The sequence below is a fragment of the Saccharothrix sp. S26 genome (genome assembly GCF_021390395.1).
Classification (GTDB): Bacteria; Actinomycetota; Actinomycetes; order Mycobacteriales; family Pseudonocardiaceae; genus Actinosynnema.
In genome coordinates, this window is the sequence record NZ_JAJUWT010000018.1 from 154,678 (window position 1) to 172,729 (window position 18,052).

At 69.0% G+C, this 18,052-nt stretch carries 17 protein-coding genes and 1 pseudogene; 9 read left to right on the forward strand and 9 right to left on the reverse strand.

Annotated elements, in window-relative coordinates:
• The first annotated feature begins 23 nt into the window (after nt 1-23).
• Complete coding sequence (locus LZG04_RS27655; RefSeq protein WP_233822198.1) at nt 24-179, forward strand: hypothetical protein; 156 nt, start codon at nt 24-26, stop codon at nt 177-179.
• A 338-nt stretch (nt 180-517) separates the two neighbouring features.
• Here the strand turns inward: LZG04_RS27655 and LZG04_RS27660 are convergent, their stop codons facing one another.
• Nucleotides 518-3,214: a cellulose binding domain-containing protein gene (locus tag LZG04_RS27660; protein ID WP_233822200.1), complete on the reverse strand. Its 2,697-nt coding sequence runs from the start codon at nt 3,212-3,214 to the stop codon at nt 518-520.
• A 564-nt stretch (nt 3,215-3,778) separates the two neighbouring features.
• Between LZG04_RS27660 and LZG04_RS27665 the strand changes: the two genes are divergently transcribed.
• The 3 genes from LZG04_RS27665 (at nt 3,779) to LZG04_RS27675 (ending at nt 7,919) form a co-directional block, all read left to right on the forward strand.
• Nucleotides 3,779-7,177: a ThuA domain-containing protein gene (locus tag LZG04_RS27665; protein ID WP_233822202.1), complete on the forward strand. Its 3,399-nt coding sequence runs from the start codon at nt 3,779-3,781 to the stop codon at nt 7,175-7,177.
• Nucleotides 7,178-7,248: 71 nt separating this feature from the next.
• Nucleotides 7,249-7,437: a hypothetical protein gene (locus tag LZG04_RS27670; RefSeq protein WP_233822205.1), complete on the forward strand. Its 189-nt coding sequence runs from the start codon at nt 7,249-7,251 to the stop codon at nt 7,435-7,437.
• A gap of 17 nt (nt 7,438-7,454) precedes the next feature.
• On the forward strand, nt 7,455-7,919 hold the full coding sequence (locus LZG04_RS27675; protein ID WP_233822206.1) for a hypothetical protein: 465 nt from the start codon (nt 7,455-7,457) through the stop codon (nt 7,917-7,919).
• Between the two features lie 93 nt (nt 7,920-8,012).
• Here the strand turns inward: LZG04_RS27675 and LZG04_RS27680 are convergent, their stop codons facing one another.
• From LZG04_RS27680 to LZG04_RS27695, 4 genes are all read right to left on the reverse strand, one after another.
• A complete protein-coding gene (locus tag LZG04_RS27680; protein ID WP_233822209.1) occupies nt 8,013-8,216 on the reverse strand; it encodes a response regulator transcription factor in 204 nt (67 codons plus the stop codon).
• A 59-nt stretch (nt 8,217-8,275) separates the two neighbouring features.
• The gene (locus tag LZG04_RS27685; RefSeq protein WP_233822211.1) at nt 8,276-9,286 is read right to left on the reverse strand and encodes a sugar phosphate isomerase/epimerase; all 1,011 of its coding nucleotides are present in this window, start codon (nt 9,284-9,286) and stop codon (nt 8,276-8,278) included.
• The gene (locus LZG04_RS27690) at nt 9,283-9,768 is read right to left on the reverse strand and encodes a hypothetical protein (RefSeq protein ID WP_233822213.1); all 486 of its coding nucleotides are present in this window, start codon (nt 9,766-9,768) and stop codon (nt 9,283-9,285) included. Before LZG04_RS27690 ends, LZG04_RS27685 begins: the two co-directional genes overlap by 4 nt.
• A 107-nt stretch (nt 9,769-9,875) precedes the next feature.
• A complete protein-coding gene (locus LZG04_RS27695; protein ID WP_233822215.1) occupies nt 9,876-10,490 on the reverse strand; it encodes a Gfo/Idh/MocA family protein in 615 nt (204 codons plus the stop codon).
• 101 nt (nt 10,491-10,591) lie between these two features.
• Here LZG04_RS27695 and LZG04_RS43095 point away from each other — a divergent pair, with 101 nt between their 5' ends.
• From LZG04_RS43095 to LZG04_RS27705, 3 genes are all read left to right on the forward strand, one after another.
• Nucleotides 10,592-11,116, forward strand: a complete 525-nt coding sequence (locus LZG04_RS43095) for a helix-turn-helix domain-containing protein (protein ID WP_374202897.1) — start codon at nt 10,592-10,594, stop codon at nt 11,114-11,116.
• Nucleotides 11,117-11,136: 20 nt separating this feature from the next.
• On the forward strand, nt 11,137-11,484 hold the full coding sequence (locus LZG04_RS27700; protein ID WP_233822217.1) for an ROK family protein: 348 nt from the start codon (nt 11,137-11,139) through the stop codon (nt 11,482-11,484).
• A 561-nt stretch (nt 11,485-12,045) separates the two neighbouring features.
• Entirely contained in the window at nt 12,046-12,318 is a 273-nt protein-coding gene (locus LZG04_RS27705; protein WP_233817348.1) for a GlsB/YeaQ/YmgE family stress response membrane protein, read from the forward strand.
• Nucleotides 12,319-12,663: 345 nt separating this feature from the next.
• Here the strand turns inward: LZG04_RS27705 and LZG04_RS27710 are convergent, their stop codons facing one another.
• From LZG04_RS27710 to LZG04_RS43105, 3 genes and pseudogenes are all read right to left on the reverse strand, one after another.
• On the reverse strand, nt 12,664-12,858 hold the full coding sequence (locus LZG04_RS27710; protein WP_267938136.1) for a glycosyl hydrolase: 195 nt from the start codon (nt 12,856-12,858) through the stop codon (nt 12,664-12,666).
• Nucleotides 12,859-12,919: 61 nt separating this feature from the next.
• Nucleotides 12,920-13,072, reverse strand: a pseudogene (locus tag LZG04_RS43100) (CBM35 domain-containing protein); the annotation flags it as partial.
• A 100-nt stretch (nt 13,073-13,172) separates the two neighbouring features.
• Nucleotides 13,173-13,760 (reverse strand): cellulose binding domain-containing protein, encoded by a 588-nt coding sequence (locus LZG04_RS43105; protein WP_374202898.1) that lies wholly within the window; start codon nt 13,758-13,760, stop codon nt 13,173-13,175.
• A gap of 747 nt (nt 13,761-14,507) precedes the next feature.
• On the opposite strand from LZG04_RS43105, the gene LZG04_RS27715 reads away from it, so the two are divergent.
• Nucleotides 14,508-16,400, forward strand: a complete 1,893-nt coding sequence (locus LZG04_RS27715; RefSeq protein WP_233822219.1) for an RICIN domain-containing protein — start codon at nt 14,508-14,510, stop codon at nt 16,398-16,400.
• A 310-nt stretch (nt 16,401-16,710) separates the two neighbouring features.
• Here LZG04_RS27715 and LZG04_RS27720 read toward each other — a convergent pair whose 3' ends face one another.
• Nucleotides 16,711-17,145, reverse strand: a complete 435-nt coding sequence (locus tag LZG04_RS27720) for an L-rhamnose mutarotase (protein ID WP_233822221.1) — start codon at nt 17,143-17,145, stop codon at nt 16,711-16,713.
• 145 nt (nt 17,146-17,290) lie between these two features.
• Here LZG04_RS27720 and LZG04_RS27725 point away from each other — a divergent pair, with 145 nt between their 5' ends.
• Complete coding sequence (locus LZG04_RS27725) at nt 17,291-18,046, forward strand: FadR/GntR family transcriptional regulator (RefSeq protein ID WP_233822223.1); 756 nt, start codon at nt 17,291-17,293, stop codon at nt 18,044-18,046.
• The last annotated feature ends 6 nt before the right edge of the window (nt 18,047-18,052 follow it).

The window sequence follows — 18,052 nt, forward strand, 5'->3', positions numbered from 1 at the left end:
GGGAGCGGCGCGATTCTTGCCGGGTGCCGGCCGGGAACCGGCACCCGGCATCCCCTTTGCGGTTCCCGCGCCGGGGCCGCGTCGGCGGCCGGCGGTGCAGCACCGATCCGCCACTGCGCGGGCACGGCCGCTACTTCATCGACGTGGGGACGTTCGCCGAGGACGAGGCGCGGGCGTAGCTGACGGGTGTCGTGGGTGACCGCACGCTCTTGCTGGAGGGGGCGACCGAACTGGTCGCCGCGCTCGGGAGTTTGCCGCTGGCGTTGGCTCAAGTGGCGACGTACTCCGCGTACTCGGTCAAGACCACCCCGACACACTGACCACCCGCCTTGTGATTGCCTACCTGCTAGGGACGGAAGGCGACGCCGCCGGAGCGCTGGCCGCCTTGGAGGAGCTGCTCCCCCGCTTTGGTGCGAACACTTCCCTGCCGTCGAGCACCGGGGCCCGACAACGGTGCGCCGTGGAGAGAACCGAACAGGTCAGTTCTCTCCACGGCAGCGTGCAGTGCTCAGTACGATTAGCCGGTCGTGCAGGTGAGGTTGGTCGGTGCGGGGTTGGCGCCGACCCGGCTCGCGGTGAAGCCGAACGTGGCCGAGGTGTTCGAGGCGAGGTTGCCGTTCCAGCCGGTGTTGCGGACGGTGACGTTCGGCCCGCCGCCGACCAGGGTGCCGCTCCACAAGTGCGTGATCCGCTGGCCGTCGGCGTAGGTCCAGGTCACGGTCCAGGAACGGATGTCGCGTGCCCCTGCGGTGACGGTGACCTCGCCCTGGAACCCGTCCGGCCAGGAGTTGACCAGGCGATAGACGGCGGAGCAAGGCGCTCCTCCCGGCGTGGTCGTGGTCGTGGTGGTTGAGGTCGTGGTGGTGGTCGTAGTGGTGGTGGCCGCGATATCGCCAACTATCACGCCGCGACCGTTGGTTCCGAGGTAGAACCGGCCGTAGACCCGCGGGTCGCCGGTGATCGCCTCGCCCGAGTCGCCCCACTGGTTGCGGTCGTCGTTGACCCGCACCCAGCTGCCTCCGCCGTCGTCCGAGCGGTAGACGCCGTGCACCCCGTCGACGTTGCCGCCGCCGAGGAACACCGTGGCGGTGGACTGGCCGGCCGCGGGCTTGCCGAAGCCGACGGACTTGGCGTACGACGCCGCCTGCACCTTCGTGAAGGTGACGCCCGAGTCGGTCGTCCGGAACACGCCACCGCCGCCGACCACCCACACCTCGCCCTCACGGCCGGGCATGGCCTTCAGGTCTTCGGCGCCGGGCACGGCCGCGGTCTGGGTGAACGACGCACCGCCGTCGGTGCTGACGAAGAAGCGGTCACCGGACCAGGCGTAGAACTTCCGAGGGTTGACCCGGTCGGCCTCGACGTGCGCTTCGGACGGGATGCCCGATGCTGGGGTCCAGCTCGCGCCCAGGTCGGTGCTGTAGCTGACCGGCGCGGTGGTCGGCGCCCACACCAGCCGGTCGCCGGTCGCGCCGACGGCGATCCCGGCACCGTTCCCGCCGGGGCCGCTGGTGCCCGGCGGCTGCGTGGCCGCGGGCGTCCACGTCGCGCCGCCGTCGGTGGAGACGGCGAGGTGGGTGGTCCCGGCGGACGGGCGGCCCGAACGGGCGATCACGGCGGGCTTGAGCGCCGCGTAGTCCAGTGACAGGACCGCGTTCATCTGCGGCCCCGCGTACATCGCGGCCGGAACCCGGCCGAGGTCGTCGTGCCGGAAGCCACCGATGTCGCCGACGCCGCTGAACAGCGGCGCGCCTTGCGGCGGGCTCATCAGGTCGCCGACCGAGGTCTCCTCCAGGCCGGCCACCACGGGCCTGATCGTGATCTTGCCGCCGGTGTCCCAGGTGGTGAGGTTCGTGGTGCCGAAGATCGTGGCGCCCGTGCCGTAGAGGAGCCGGTCGGAGTCGAAGGGGTCGATCTGCATGGACTCGGCCCACCAGCCCAGCTTCGGCGAGCTGACCGGGGGTTCGCCGCTGGTTCCCCAGTCCATCCACGGCACCGACGAGATGTCCATCGTGTACCGCGTCGTGCGCTCCGGGTAGGTGCCCCAGTCCCAGATGCGGGTCCACGTCGCGCCGCCGTCGGTGCTGCGGAAGATGTTGATGTCCGGCCACCACTGGACCTGGGTCGTCACCATGAGGGTGCCGGGGTTCTGCCGGTCGATGGTCAGGCCGCTGTAACCCCAGGTGTTGTCGCCGCTGGACGACGGTACGGGGCTGATGTTGGTCCACACGCCGGAGGCGGGGTCATACCGCCAGACATCGCCCTTGCCACCGTCGTTGGGTCCCCCGGTGTCGCTGGTCGCGAGGTACAGGTAGCCGTTGACCGGGTCGAACACCGACCGGTGCGGCAGGAAGCCGGTCGGCTGGCCTGCCACGCGCGTCCAGCTCGCGCCACCATCACTGGAGCGGTACAGCATGTTCTGCTTGTCCGCCACGCCGACGTAGACGTCACGCGTCGCCACACCCGCCCCGCCGGTCCGCTTGTCGAACGCGATCCACAGCAGACCGAAGTTCTGCGCGTCGGGGCTGTCAGGCGCCGCCGACGGATTCGGCACGTAGTCGCCCGCGTTGGGAAAACTCGTGACCTGCGCCCAGGTCACGCCGTAGTCCGTGCTGCGCCACAGGCCACGACCGCTCGGCGCGGCAAGGTAGAGCACCCTGTTGTCGTTCGGGTCGACGACCAGGCGTTCGCCGATGCCCCGACCCGGCATGTTGCCACCCAACTTGAACGGCAACGGCGTGGTTTCCCACGTCCGGCCGCGGTCCCTGGAGCGCAGCACCGCGCCGTTGCCATCCCAGGAGTTGGTGTAGGTACCGACCGCGGCGTACACCCGGTCGGTGTCGACCGGGTCGGCCGCCAGCGCGGCGACGCCCGTGTAGCCCCACCGATCCGCGCCCACCCAGTCCAGCATGGGTTCCCACCGGCCGGTGGACTGGTTCCACCGGTACGCGCCGCCGATGTCGGTGCGGGCGTAGACGACGTCCTTGGCGCCTTCGTTGAACACGATCCCGGAGACGAATCCGCCGCCCCCGATCTCGACGTTCTTGAAGGTGTACGGCTGGACCGGGGCGGCTAACGCGGCTCGCCCTGCGGAAGACGCGATCACCAGAGGCAACGCCATCGCGAGCAGGGCGAACGCCACGACCGTGGCGACCATCAGCCGCCCGCGCCGCGCGTCGGATGCGGATCGCTGCCGGGGATGTGGGATACGCATGAACACGTCCTTAGGTACTCGTCCTTGAGCACTGATCCATCAGCCGGCCGCGATGCCGCGACCACCCAGCCGGTCTGGGAGCGCTCCCAGACAGAAGCACTCGACAGGCGGCCATCTGCATCAACAGGGCGGGATAGTTTGTACGCCTCAGAAATTTAGTATCCGACGATAGGGCGGACTCCAACGGGCGGTCAAGGGCAAGCCCACGTCGATGCCGGTGTGCGCACCCCTCGACATCCCGGCACACCAACGGGTTGCGCCGAACAGCGCAGTTCTGGCGGAACCTTGGCGTATCTCCGCCAACTATGTGCAGACTTTTGCGTTGACCCCGCCATATCTCTCACCTACGTTCACCGTGCGGGACATCGACGTCGGGCACCTCGCACCGAGTTGTGGACGGTCTGACCCGACGCGCTCGCCGGCACGAGTCGTCGATCCAGCCGATTGCACGCACGTCAGATGCCCTATCGGTGATCGCCCCTCGAAGGAGAGACGGCAATGCGACACGCCCTGAGGCACCTACACTCGGTAGTGATAGCTTCACTTTTGGTAATAGGGTTCACGGTGCCGGTCGCATCGGCGCATCCAGAGGGGTTCCACGTCCTGGTCTTCAGCAAGACCGCGGCCGGGGCGTACCGCCACGACTCGATCCCCGCGGGCATCGCGATGTTCGAGGAGCTCGCTGCCGGCCGGCACTGGGAGCTCACCAAGAGCGAGGACTCCACGATCTTCAACGACGCCACGCTGGCGACGTTCGACGTCGTGGTCATGTTCCAGACCTCGGGCATGGTGTGGGACAACGACGCCCAGCGCGCCGCGATGCAGAAGTACGTCCGCGGTGGCGGTGGTGTGGTGGCGATCCACAACGCGACGGACATGAACATCGAGCAGGACTTCCCGTGGTGGGACCAGATGCTCGGCATGAGCATGACGGCGCACTCGGCGATCGTGCCGGGCACCGCCAAGGTCGCCGACCGGGTTCACCCGTCCGGGCAGGGACTTCCGGAGCGGTGGAACCGCACCGAGGAGTGGTACAACTTCGATCGCAACGCCCGCGGTGACGTGCACGTGCTGGTGACGGCCGACGAGACGACGTACGACGCCGGTTGGGCGAGGATGGGGGCCGACCACCCGATCTCGTGGTGCCGCAACTTCGAGGGCGGTCGCCTCTGGTCCACGGCGATGGGGCACCAGGCGTCGAGCTACTCCGAGCCGCTGTTCCGCTCGCACATCGCGGGCGGCGTGGAGTCGGCGGGCGCCAAGGTAGCCGCCGACTGCGGCCCGACGGTGTGGTCCAGCTTCGAGAAGACCGAGCTGGACGGCAACACGGTCGGACCGGCCGCGCTCGACGTGGCCCCTGACGGACGGGTGTTCTACGCCGAGTACGGCGGCAAGGTGAAGGTCTACAAGCCGGACACGCGCGCCACGGTCACCGCCGCGACGCTGAGCGTCTACACCGGCGGGGAGGACGGCCTGACCGGCCTGGCGCTCGACCCGAACTTCGCCACCACCAAGTGGGTCTACCTGATGTACGCGCCTCCCGGCACCGAGCAGATCGCCAGGGTTTCCCGGTTCAACGTCAACGGCGACACGCTCGACCTCGCCACTGAGAAGGTGGTGCTGACCGTGCCGTCCTCGCGGCAGGTCGAACCGGAGCACACCGGCGGTTACATCGCCTTCGGCCCGAACGGCAACCTCTACATCGGCACCGGCGACGACGTGAACCCGTTCTCGTCCGACGGCTACGCGCCGATCGACGAGCGCTCGGGCCGGGCCCGGTACGACGCGCAGGGCACCTCGGCCAACACCAACGACCTGCGCGGCAAGATCCTGCGCATCCACCCGGAGACCGACGGCACCTACACCGTGCCGTCCGGCAACCTGTTCGCACCCGGCACGGCCAAGACCAAGCCCGAGATCTACGCGATGGGCTTCCGCAACCCGTTCCGGTTCAGCGTGCACCCCACCACCGGCGTGATCCACGCCGCCGACTACGGCCCGGACGCGGGCTCGGACAACTCGAGCCGCGGCCCCGGCGGGTTGGTGGAGTGGAACGTGATCACCTCGCCGGGCAACTACGGCTGGCCGTACTGCATCGGCAACAACACCCCGTTCAACGACTACGACTTCGCCACCAGCACCTCGGGCGCCAAGTTCGACTGCGCCAACCCCACGAACAACTCCCCCAACAACACCGGCCTGACCAGCCTGCCCGCGCCGCGCGCCGCGGACGTCTGGTACGGCAACAGCGTCTCGGAGGGCAACAAGTTCCCCGAGCTGGGTGACGGCGGCGAGACGCCGATGGCGTTCCCGATCTACCGCTACAACGCGAACAACCCGTCGGAGACCAAGTTCCCCGCGTACTTCGACCAGACGCCGTTCTTCGGCGAGTGGGCGCGCGGCACGATGTTCGAGTTCCGGCTCGACTCGTCCGGGAAGCTGTTGAAGATCAACAAGTTCTTGTCGAACCAGAGCTTCAAGTCCCCTATGGACGCCAAGTTCGGTCCGGACGGCTCGATGTACCTGCTGGAGTGGGGCAGCGGCTTCGGCCGCGACAACACCGACTCCGGGCTGTACCGAATCGACTACCGCTCCGGTGAGCGCAGCCCGATCGTCAAGGCGTCCGCCACGCCCTCCACCGGTGGCGTGCCGCTGACCGTGAAGTTCTCCAGCTCAGGCACCTACGACCCGGAGGGCGGCCAGCTCAGCTACCAGTGGACGTTCGGCGACGGCGGCACGTCCACCGCAGCCAACCCCGAGCACACCTACACCGCGCGGGGGAACTACAACGCCCAGCTCACCGTGACCGACCCGACCGGCAAGACCGGTGTCGCCAACGTGTCGGTGACGGTCGGCAACACCGCGCCCACGGTGACGTTCACCGCTCCGGCGCACGGCGGGATGTTCGGCTGGAACGACAAGATCCCCTACTCGGTGTCGGTGACCGACCCCGAGGACGGCACGATCGACTGCAGCCGGGTGACCACGACGCCCGCCCTGGGCCACGACGAGCACGCTCACCCGATCACCTCGATCGCCGGCTGCTCGGGTGTGCTCAACCCGCAGACCGACAGCGCGCACGCCGAGGGCAACTCGTTCTACGTGGCGGACGCGACCTACACCGACAACGGGGTGTCGGGTGGCACGGGGCTGACAGGTCGTGCGCAGGTGCTGTTGCAGCCCAAGCACAAGCAGGCCGAGTTCTTCACGGGCTCGTCCGGTGTGCGGGTGGTGTCGCAACCCGACGCCGAAGCCGACGGCCGGATCGGCGACATCAGCAACAACGACTGGGTCTCCTACCGCACGTACAACTTCGCCGGGATCGACCAGGTGTCGTTCCGGGTGTCCTCGCCGTCCGGCGGTGGCACGATCGAGCTGCGCGCCGGCTCGCCGACGGGGGCTTTGATCGCCTCGGCACCGGTTGGCAGCACGGGTGGCTGGGACAACTACGTGAGCCGGCCCGCGGTGAACGTGACCAGGCCGAGCGGCACGATCGAACTGTTCATGGTGTTCAAGTCGAGCACGAACAACTCGTTCGACGTCGACTCGATGACCTTCATCGGTGCGGGTGTGGCGTCGGACGGCACCGCCGCCGGGAAGCAGATCACCGGCACCGGTGACAAGTGCGTCACACCCAACCAGGGCAGCTCCGCCGACGGTACCGCCGTGCAGCTGTGGCCGTGTGCCGGCCACGGTTACCAGAAGTGGACCGTGGAGGGCAGCACGATCCGCACGCTCGGCAAGTGCATGGACCTCAACGGCACCTCCGCCGGTGCGGGGACCGCTGTCCAGTTGCGCACTTGCAACGGGGCGGCCACGCAGAACTGGTCCGTGGAGTCGGACGGCACGATCCGCAACAACGGCATGTGCCTCGACGCCTCCGGAGGCAGTTCGGCGGACGGCACAGCGCTGATCACATGGTGGTGCCACGGCGGTCCGAACCAGCGGTGGACCTTGTCCTAGCGCCGACAGGGGTGGTGGCACCGGCCGGTGCCACCACCCCGCTCCGCTCACCTTCTGCCGAGGAGGAACGCATGGCCAAGACCAAACCCCGGAGCCCGCGGTCAGCGTCACGGGCACCACGCCTCACCGGACTGATCACCGTCTTCCTGCTCGGCTTCGCGCTCGCCTTCGTGCTCGGGACGTTGACTTCCGGCCCGGACGCGACCGAGCGCCGCATCGCCGAGCTGGAGCAGCGGAAGCCCAGCGGGACGTCGAGCTGATCGGGCAGCTGAACGAGTTGGCGCGGGGCAGCGCGGACCGCCTGACCCCGGTGTTGCAGGCGATGGCGAAGGCGGCTCCGCTCAGCGGTGACACCCCCAGGGGCCCGCTCGCCGCGGCGGAGGTCAACGGTTGGCGGGCAGTGCTGTCCGCCGAGGTGAAGCGGTACGAGGAGACGCCGTCGTCGGGCAACGGCGTGAACGTCGCCAGGACCGCGATGCGGACCGCCGTACGCCAGCTCGCCACGGCTGCCGACGGCTTCGCGGCCGCGGCCGCGGCGGCCGGGCCGCTCGGCGGCGACCTCGTCACCCTGGCAGGGCACCAGCGCGACCTGGCGCTGCAGACCTGGTCGGTGGCGGCGCTGCAACTCGACGTGATCAACGTCAACGCCGGTAACGGGCACGTCCACGTGCAGCTTCCGTCCGGGGGCGACTCCGGCACGGTCCCGCTCGACAGCGAGCCGGAAGGCAGTCAACGGCGCTGAGGAGTCCGCCTCACAGTGCTCTGCGCGGAGAAGGGGTCGCGACACCACTGGCGTCGCGACCCCTTTTCCCCATTTCGACGGGCGAACCGCTACTCACAACCAGCGCTTGGACGCGGCAAGGACACCCAGCTGGAACCGGGTACGCACGCCGAGCTTGAGCTGCAAGAGCGCGATCCTGCGGCAGATCGTGCGTTCGCTCACCCCGAGTTCCCGCGCTATCGCCCGGTCGGTCGCTCCGGCCGCCATGAGGAGCAGGAGCTTCCGCGTCTGCGGGGTGGGCTCGTCTCCGACGCTCACCGGCCTGTCATCCTTTCGCTACTACCCCACGCTTGGCACAGCGCCGTAACAGAGAGAGTTCAGCCATCCTCGCGGCGGGAGAACGCGGCGTCGAACGAGGCCGCGGGCGGGTCGAACAGGTGCCGCCGGATGAACCCGACCGCCTCCTCCGCGCCGCGCAGCCGGTCCATGCCGGCGTCCTCCCACTCCACCGAGACGGGCCCGGTGTAGCCGATCGCGTTCAACGCCCGGAACGACTCCTCCCACGGCACGTCACCGTGCCCGGTGGAGACGAAGTCCCAGCCGCGCCGCGGGTCCGCCCACGCCAGGTGCGACCCCAGCCGGCCGTTGCGCCCGTCGAACCGCTTCTTCGTGTCCTTGCAGTCCACGTGGTAGATCCGGTCGGCGAAGTCGAGGATGAACCCGACCGGGTCCAGGTCCTGCCACACGAAGTGCGACGGGTCCCAGTTCAGGCCGAACGCCGGCCGGTCGCCCACCGCGGCCAGCGCCCGCCGCGTCGTCCAGTAGTCGTACGCGATCTCCGACGGGTGCACCTCGTGCGCGAACCGCACCCCCACCTCGTCGAACACGTCCAGGATCGGGTTCCACCGGCGGGCGAAGTCGGCGTACCCCTCGTCGATCACCTCCCGCGACACCGGCGGGAACATCGCCACGTACTTCCAGATCGACGAGCCGGTGAACCCGACCACGGTGCCCACGCCCAGCCGTGCCGCCGCGCGGGCCGTGTCGGCCATCTCCGCGGCCGCCCGCTCCCGCACACCCTCCGGCGAGCCGTCACCCCAGATCCGGGCGGGCAGGATTGCCTGGTGGCGGAAGTCGATCGGGTCGTCGCACACCGCCTGCCCGACCAGGTGGTTCGAGATCGCCCACACGCCCAGCCCGTACTTCTCCAGCACCGCCCGCTTCGCGGGCACGTAGTCGTCGTCCGCCAACGCCCTGTCCACCTCGAAGTGGTCACCCGAGCAGGCGATCTCCAGCCCGTCGTAACCCCACCCGGAAGCCAGCCGGCACACCTCCTCGAACGGCAGGTCGGCCCACTGGCCGGTGAACAGCGTGACCGGTCGGCTCATCGGTTGATCCCTTCCACGGGTGCGGACAGACGTCGCAGTTGGAGCAACGGGTCGCGGACGTTGGCGGCGTCGATCCGACCGGTGCGGTCCACCCGGTCCGGCACGTTCGAGTCGGAGCGGAGCAGCACCGGGCCGTCCGCGACCCGGTCGGGCAACCTGCCGCGGGTGCCGCGTACGCGGGTCGGGTCGAGCGACACGACGTTCATCGCGCAGCGCAGCACGAGCTCCCTGCGCTCCAGGTTGAACCGGGCCTCGCCCCGGGCGAGATCGGGGGCGCGCTCGACGTGGCGGTCACCGACCCCGGTGGCACGAGGAAGCCGGTCGCGGTGTTCCGCGGCCCGGCCAACCAGTTCACGCAGGACTCGTTCACGTTCATCGGCAATGGCGTGCCGGTCGACGCTGCGCCGCACGTGACCGTCACGGCGGACCCGGTGACCGGGCAGCAACCCGGCGACGAGGAGATCACGGACAAGTGCAGGCACCAGGACGAACACGGTGCGCAAGCGGAATACGTGAGTTCTCACTGTTCTTCACACGCTTTCTGTTCCGCCCGGCGTGCCGGCGCCGGTGTGTTTCGGGTGACGGGCGGTCAGCGGGTGCCGATCACCTCCTTCAGGAACCTCAGGTCGTCTGTGGCGAGCGCGTCCTGGGTCGGCGCGGCGGTCGCGATGCTCGCGTTCTCGCCGGTGAACGACTCGACGCACAGCGGCCCGGTGTAGCGGGCCTCGGCGAGGGCGGCGACGACGTCGGCCCAGTCCAACTCGCGGACCATCGGGTGAAACCGGCAGACGAACGGGACCGTCGCCACCCGACTGGCGGCCTCCGCCGCGCCGGTCGGCGCCGTGGCGTCCGCGACACCGGTGGCCGGCGGCTTCTCGCAGATCACGTGCGCACCCGCGGCCGGCGCGACGTCGACCGCCTCGGCATGCCGGGCGTTGGGCGTGCACACGTGCACCACATCCGCCCCGGCCTCGGCCGGCAGCGCGTGCAGGTCGGCATAGCCGCGCTCCGCGCCGACTCCCCCCGCGGCGTCGGCCGCGCCGTCCGCAGTGCCGGCCACCGCGGCGACGACTTCGGCTCCAGCGCGCCGCGCCGCCGCGGCGTGCACACGACCCATGAAGCCGGTACCCACCACGGTGATCCGCAGGGTCCGAGGCTCGGTACAACCACACGCGGCCGTGTCAGTTAGGTGGGTCACAGTCATGCGGCGAACCGTAAGTGGGGTAATGGCGGGTGTCAATCAAAAGTCGGCTAGGTTTTGGCGACATACGTACATAAGTCGTCCGTTCCTGGTTAAATCGAGGCGTGACCGAAGACCCCTTCCTCGGCGTCGCGTCACCTGGAGAGCTGCTGCGCCTGCTCCGCGACGGCGTGCCGCGCACCCGCACCGAACTGACTTCGGCGACCGGTCTCGCCCGGTCGACCGTGCGGAACAGGTTGGACGCCCTGCTGGACGCCGGCTTGGTCAAGAAGGGGCCAGCGAGGCATCGACCGGCGGGCCGCTTCGTGTTCAACCCACGGGCGCGGGTCGTCCTCGCCGCCGAGGTGGGGGGCCACACACGCCACCGCGGCGGTGACCGACCTGACCAGCTCGCCGCTCGCTCAGCGCCGCATCAAGCAGGACGTCGCCGACGGTCCCGCTGTCGTCCTGCCGGCGCTGATCGAGGCAGGGAAGGCGTTGCTGACCGAAGCCGGGCTGGAATCGACGCAGCTAGCGGGCGTCGGCATCGGTCTGCCGGGCCTGGTCGAGCACAAGACCGAGCGACCGAACAAACCCCCGATCATGCCGGGGTGGGACGACTACGACGTCCCCGGGCACGTCACCGCTGAGCTCGGCGTCCGCGGTCCTGGTGGACAACGAGGTCAACCTCATGGCGCTGGGCGAGCACACCAAGTGCTTCCCCGACGCCGACGACGTCATCGTGGGCAAGGTGGCCACCGGCATAGGTTCCGGGTTCATCGGCAACGGCGAGCTGCACCGCGGCGCCATGGGCGCGGCCGGCGACCTCGGCCACATCGCCGCCCCGGACGCGGGCGACGTGCCGTGCCGCTGCGGCAACACCGGCTGCCTCGAAGCCGTCACCAGCGGCTCGGCCATCGCCGCCGCACTGCGCGCCAAGGGGATCGACGCCCACACCAGCGCCGATGTCGTCGCACTGGTACGGGTGGGCAACCTCGAAGCCGGCCAGCTCGTGTGACGAGCCGGCCGCACCATCGGTGACGTCCTCGCCTCCTGCGTCAGCACGTTCAACCCGTCCCTGATCGTCATCGGTGGCGCCCTCGCGCCGGCCGGCGAGATGCTGCTCGCCGGAGTGCGGGAGGCCATCTACCGGCGCTCGCTACCGAGAACCTCCGCATCGCCCCCTCCCAGGTGGGTGACGACGTCGGTGTCCTCGGCGCGGCCGAGATGGTGGTCAAGTACGCGCTCTCACCGTCCTTCGTGGACCGCCAACTCGCCTGACCGGCCGGCTCGACCCCACCACGACTTCCCCACCCAGCGAAGGTTCGTTGCGCCGCACGAAGCCGTCGCCCGAGCCCGGAGGTCCTGTCGTGGGGTCTCGGCATGTGCAGCCGGCCGTGCGCGCCGCGGTCGACGGATCGCCCGCCCCCCGTACGCCGGGTGCCGACCGAGGTCGGGCATCGCCCCCATGACGAAAAGCCCACCGCAGGTGTGAATTGGGCGAGAGTTGGGCATCCCGGTGCCTGTAACGATCACGCCGCGTCAGGAAGACGGCGTGGCACGAGGACAAGGAAGCACCGTGGGCATCCTGGGTTGGATCGTTCTGGGTCTCATCGCCGGCGCCATCGCGAAGGCCATCATGCCCGGCAAGGACCCGGGCGGCATCATCATCACCATGCTGCTCGGCATCGTCGGCGCCATCATCGGCGGCTTCATCGGCCGCGCCGTCTTCGGCTCCGACATCGGCAGCTTCTTCGACCTGAGCACCTGGCTGCTGGCCATCCTCGGCTCGCTGATCGTGCTCGGCATCTACCACGTCGTCACCAAGCGGAGCCACCGCGCCCACAGCTGACGCCGCACCACCGAACCACTCGGGCCCGCCGGTCATCCACCGGCGGGCCCGACCCATGTCCACCACCGCACGGCGGTTATCACCGTCGGAGGTGGGACTGCACCGCGAATCGACGTACGAAACGCTCACCAACGGCCAACATGCCCCCGAAGATGGCGTTCGTGTCTACTTGGGACTGATCCGGGCTCGCCCCGCGGCTTGGTCCAGACGTAGGCGCCGATGTTCGGCTTCGGCGCGACTTTCGGCCGGTGATCGCGCTGATCCGGTCCAACCGCACACCGGTGGGCTGGTTCGCGATGCGAGAGCCGCCCGGCTCGGCGGCCGCCTGACGCGACCGCTGCGTGTTCACGTACAACATCCTGTGGCGGCCAGGTCGAACGTCGTCACATCAGTGCAGAAACCACGCCACCACTCCTTGCCTGGTTGGTCGATCAGACCGGACGGCGCGTTCCGGTGACACACCACCGTCACCACGCCGCCGCGCCGGTCGAAGGCGAGCACGTGGTCGACATCGCGGCCCGCGGTGCCGCGCTCGCCCAGCCGGGATCTCGGTCAATGCCAGGTTCGCCGGGGAAGTGACATCACCCGAGCGGCTACCGTTGAGCGACAGGGGCGCCGCCTTCTGCCCGTACGGCGTGGCGTAGCGGATGGTGAGGTCGTGCAGCCCACCGGCGCTCGACGGGACGGTGAGGGTGACCTCGTCCCTGGGCCGGTCGAACCCGGCAACGTAATCCGCGTCCGAGAACCCCCTCACGCTCGAGTGTCAGAGCACCGGCGAGGTCGAAGTTCCCGTCGCGCCAAATCGGAAATCGCGGGCGTGCGCCCGACGCGGCGTCGAACGCGTCGGGCGCACGTCACGCGCCACACCTACCGGCGCGGTGCGCAAGACACCCGGTGACGCAGCAGTCGGCCCGGAACCGACACTGCGACCAGGAGCCCCTCGGTTCCGCCGGACCCGGTTCGCCCGCTGCCGGTCGGACGGTCGTCCGGCCGGCGAGCCGGTTCCTCTCACAGGTGGGCGGTACCGGCCCCGGACCCGGCAGTCGGCGGGCTGACTGATGGGCCGGGGCGAGGTGGCGACTCAGCCGTTGGTGCAGGACTGGCCGCTGACGGTGAACGCGGTGGGATCGGTGTTCTGACCGCTGAACGAGCCGTTGAACTTCATCCGAAGTCGAGCCGCCCGACGCGAGGTTGCCGTTCCACAAGACGTTCGTGGCCGTCACCTCGGTGCCGGTCTGCGCCCAGTTGCCGACCAGCCGCCCGAGAGTGACCGCCTGGTTGCCGGGGAAGGCGAACTTCCCGAGCGGGTCGAGTTCGTCCACGCCGAGCGGGCCGACGTCCGCGCCCCAGTACACGACCTCCGGCAAGCCTTCGACCTGCGGCGCCAGCACGGGCGACACACCGGCCGCCGCGAGCACGACCGGATGCCCGTGCCAGGGCACGTTACGAGCCAGGAGGAGTCTTTATCAATGACAGTGACAAAGGTACGCTGCGGTCAGCGAAGAGAAGCACCGATCACGCGGAACCCGACAGCTGACCAGGCCAGCACGGGCGACGTCACGGACATGGTCGTTCGGCCTGTGGAGGTTCCCGGATACCACAGCCGGACGTCGAAGGGCGCGTCGACGCCAGTGCCGATCAGGTGCCGGCCACAGCGTCGGACAGGCGGTGTGCATGAGGCCCTGGAACGGGCCGGGAGTCAAGATTCGCCAAAACGCCCACCTTGACACCGTGCACACCGGCCGCAGTATTACGCGACGACTACCCCGCCGGCTCGCCGCGAACCGCGTACGGACTGCCACTCGTCATCGGGCCGGCCGAAGCCCGCCGCCCCCGGCGTCCGCCTGGGCTCGTGGACGTGTCACCACCGGTGGTCTAGCAGATCTCGGGAGCCCCAGAGCTTGACCCACCGCGAACATCGCGGTATACGCCAGCGACAAGTACAACGATACATCAGACGATTCCGTACCCGAACGGTTACATGAAGTTACCAACCGACGGATGATGTCAGTCCATTCGATGCTTCCGCATGCACAGTCTTGACCTGGATGTAACAGACATCATATGTTCCTCGAACATTGGTCAGCTCGTCAGCCCGTCAGGAGGCGACCGTGAGTGAAGACCCGGCAGCGCGGCTGGACCGTCGCACCGTTCTGCGGAACATCGCCGTGGCCGCAGGAGCCGCCGCAGTGGGGCCGCTCGCTTTCTCGGCCGGTGCCGCCGCAGCGCCGTACGGCGGTGCGGCCGTCGACTCGATCAGCGCGCAGGCGGCTGGGAACCTGCAGAGCCTCCAGCAGGCCTTCGTCGACATGCGCTTCGGCATGTTCATCCACTACAACATGGCGACCTACAGCGACGAGGAATGGGCCTCCCCCAACCTCAACCCCCGGTTGTTCGCCCCGACCGCGCTGGACTGCGCGCAGTGGGCGGCGACCGCGAAAGCGGCGGGCATGTCGTGGGCGGCGTTGACCACCAAGCACCACGACGGCTTCTGCCTGTGGCCGACCGAGCAGACCGGCTACAACGTCATGAACAGCTCGACCCCGCGCGACGTCGTCCGCGAGTACGTCGACGCGTTCCGCGCGCAGGGCCTCAAGCCCTGCTTCTACTTCTCCATCTGGGACCGCACGCGGGGAGTCGCCGACGGGTCCGTCACGCGCGCCGACATCGACTTCGTCAAGAACCAGCTCACCGAACTGCTGACCTGGTACGGCGAGATCCCGGTGCTGATCATCGACGGCTGGGCCTGGCAGATGGGCCATCGGGCGGTGCCGTACCAGGAGATCCGGGAGCACGTGAAGACGCTGCAACCGAACTGCCTGATCGTCGACCACAACGGGCAGACCGAACCGTGGCAGAACGACCTGATCTACTTCGAGGAGCCCAAGGGCATCTGGGCACCACCCGACAACACCTACGCCTCGGTGCAAGGGCAGAACATCGTCGGCACCGGGTGGTTCTGGCACCCGCGAGGCTCCCAGTACGGGTCCACGGCGGACTCACCGACCATGAGCCCGGACGACATCGCCAACCGGCACATCAAGACGCTGGAAGCCCGCTACTGCTCGTTCCTGCTCAACTGCATGCCCAACCAGGCAGGCAAGCTCGACTCGCACATCGTGGACACCCTGCGACAGGTCGGCACCATGTGGTCGCCGAACACCTCCCGACCACCGCTGCCCCCGCAGCCCGACGTGCTGCACCACCCGGTCACCCCCATCGCCGCCACCGCGACGAGCGGCACCGCGATCAACGCCATCGACGGCCGCCTGGACTGGTCCGGAGGAGCCGTCCAGAGCCTGTGGCAGTCCAGCGGACGGCTGCCGCAGTCGATCACCATGGACCTCGGCTCGACGCACTCCGACATCGACGCGCTGACCTACCTGCCCCGCCAGGACACCGACAACTCCGGCGCGGTGACCACCACCGGCAACATCACCGGCTACCGCGTGCTGACCAGCACCGACGGCACCACCTTCCGCGAGGCGACCAGCGGGACGTGGGCGGCGACCAAGGCGCTCAAGCACGCCCGCTTCACGCCGGTCAGCGCCCGGTACGTACGCCTGGAAGCCACCAGCACGGTCGGCGGCGGTGACGCCATCCTCAGCGAGGTCGACTGCGGCGGTATCGCCGCCCGCCCCGTCTCCGACGGCAGCGGCACGGTGTACCGGAAGCTGGTCAATCGGCGCAGTGGCAAGGTCATCGACGTCAGCGGCGGGTCGACCGCGGACGGAGCCGCGATCATCCAGTGGCCGGACAACGGCGGCACCAACCAACACTGGGACCTCGCGGACGCGGGCAGTGGTTACGTCAAGGTGGTGAGCCGGCGCAGCGGCAAGGTCCTCGACGTCAGCGGCGCATCGACCGCGAACGGAGCCGCCATCGTGCAGTGGCCCGACCACGGCGGCCCCAACCAGCACTGGCAAGTCGTCGACGTCGGTGACGGCTACGTGAAGCTGGTCAGCCGCAGCAGCGGCAAGGTGCTCGACGTCAACGGCGGCGTCACCACCGATGGTGCGACGATCGTCCAGAACCAGGACACCAGCACCACCAGCCAACACTGGCGACTCGTGAGCGTATGACCAGGACAAGCCGTGTGCACGGACAGCCGGCCTGAGGACGGGCCCGCACGGCACATGCGACGCGGTCACCGAGATGTGGGACGAAGCGGCCCACCTCGGTGACCGCGCGCCGGCCTGCTCATCCAAGTCGAGCGGCGCGCGCCGTATCGTCCGTGGTGTGCGGAGGAAGGCCGGGATTTCGGCACATCCTGCTAGGCAGCGACCACGCTCCACCGGTCGACCAGTCTGTGCTCTCCAAACCCACGGCTGCGATCCGGTCTGCTGTCCCGTGCCGATCGCTGTTGTCGTGGCCACCCGTGGCCGGTGGGATTCAGTCGAGGTGCCAGACCTCGACCATCTCGGTCCAGGGCCCGCCCGGACCGTCGGTGAGGCGCCGTTGGCAAGGCTCGGTGTGGGTCCACCACCGCTGGGTGGCCGGATCCTCGGCGATCGAGGCGAGGTCTGCTTCCCAGTCGTCCCCGGTGTACTCGAAGTACCCGAACAACAGGTCGTCGTGGACAAAGATCGTGTAGTTGCGCACGTTCGCCCGGGCCAGCGCCGCTTCCACCTCCGGCCACACCGCCGCATGCAGGCGCAGGTACTCCTCCCGACGCTCGGGGCGCAGCCCGATGACCTGGCCGAAGCGCCTGCGTCGACTCGAAGCGACCGGCTCGAGCGGGGAAGGAATGGCGTTCATCCCGTGGTCCTCCAGTGCTGACTGTCCGGGAATGCGGTGGCGGACGGGTCGGCACAACTTCGCAGTCACCTCGCCAACTCCGCAGCACCTACCATACATCAGACCTTTGATCATCGATCGCACCGGGAGGCCTCACGTCAGTCAACGCCCGAGGTTCGGTAGCCGCACGAAGATATGATGTCCGGAACCACCAGCGGCAAGCCAGGGAGCACCTGTGGCACTAACTGACGAGGCGATCGCGAAGATCCGCTCCATGATTCAGTCCGGTGAGCTTCCGCCCGGCACACGCCTTCCACCGGAGCCGCAACTGGCGGTGGAGATGGGCCTGTCCCGCAGCGGTGTGCGAGAGGCGGTGAAAGTCCTGGAGTCGGCTCGTGTGCTCGACGTGCGGCGTGGCGACGGCACCTACGTCACCAGCCTCGCGCCGCGGCTGTTGCTGGAAGGCGTGGGTGTGGCCGTCGAGTTGCTCCAGGATGACACGTTGTTGGAAGTGATGGAGGTCCGCAGGCTGCTCGAGCCGTTGGCCACTGGCCTGGCCGCGGTTCGCATGCCGGAGAGAGACCTGGACGAGCTGGCCAAGATCCTGGACGACATGCGGGCCGCGCAGGACGATGCCGAACTGCTCATCCAGTACGACACCGCGTTCCACCGGACCGTCGTCGCCGCCACCGGGAACGAGACGCTGGCTTCACTGTTGGAAGGGCTGTCCAGCCGCACTGTGCGGGCGAGGGTGTGGCGAGGGCTCATCGAAGGCAACGCGGCGCACATCACGCTCGCCGAGCACGAGGGGATCTACCAGGCTCTGCGCTCACGCGACCAACTGCTCGCGCAGGCGAGTGCGATGGTGCACATCAACACCTCCGAGGCATGGCTGCGCACGATCCTGTCGAACCCCGCTTCCCCTGAACGGGAGCGGCATGACGCGACATCGGATGTCCCATCGGACAACGCTCCTGCGCCCAGGGTGTAGCCGGAG

What these genes read in the sequence shown, in the direction of transcription:
- LZG04_RS27695 (WP_233822215.1), bottom strand. Translation starts at nt 10,490, where the DNA reads ATGACTGTGACCCACCTAACTGACACGGCCGCGTGTGGTTGTACCGAG.
- LZG04_RS27685 (WP_233822211.1), bottom strand. Translation starts at nt 9,286, where the DNA reads ATGAGCCGACCGGTCACGCTGTTCACCGGCCAGTGGGCCGACCTGCCG.
- LZG04_RS27660 (WP_233822200.1), bottom strand. Translation starts at nt 3,214, where the DNA reads ATGCGTATCCCACATCCCCGGCAGCGATCCGCATCCGACGCGCGGCGC.
- LZG04_RS27670 (WP_233822205.1), top strand. Translation starts at nt 7,249, where the DNA reads ATGGCCAAGACCAAACCCCGGAGCCCGCGGTCAGCGTCACGGGCACCA.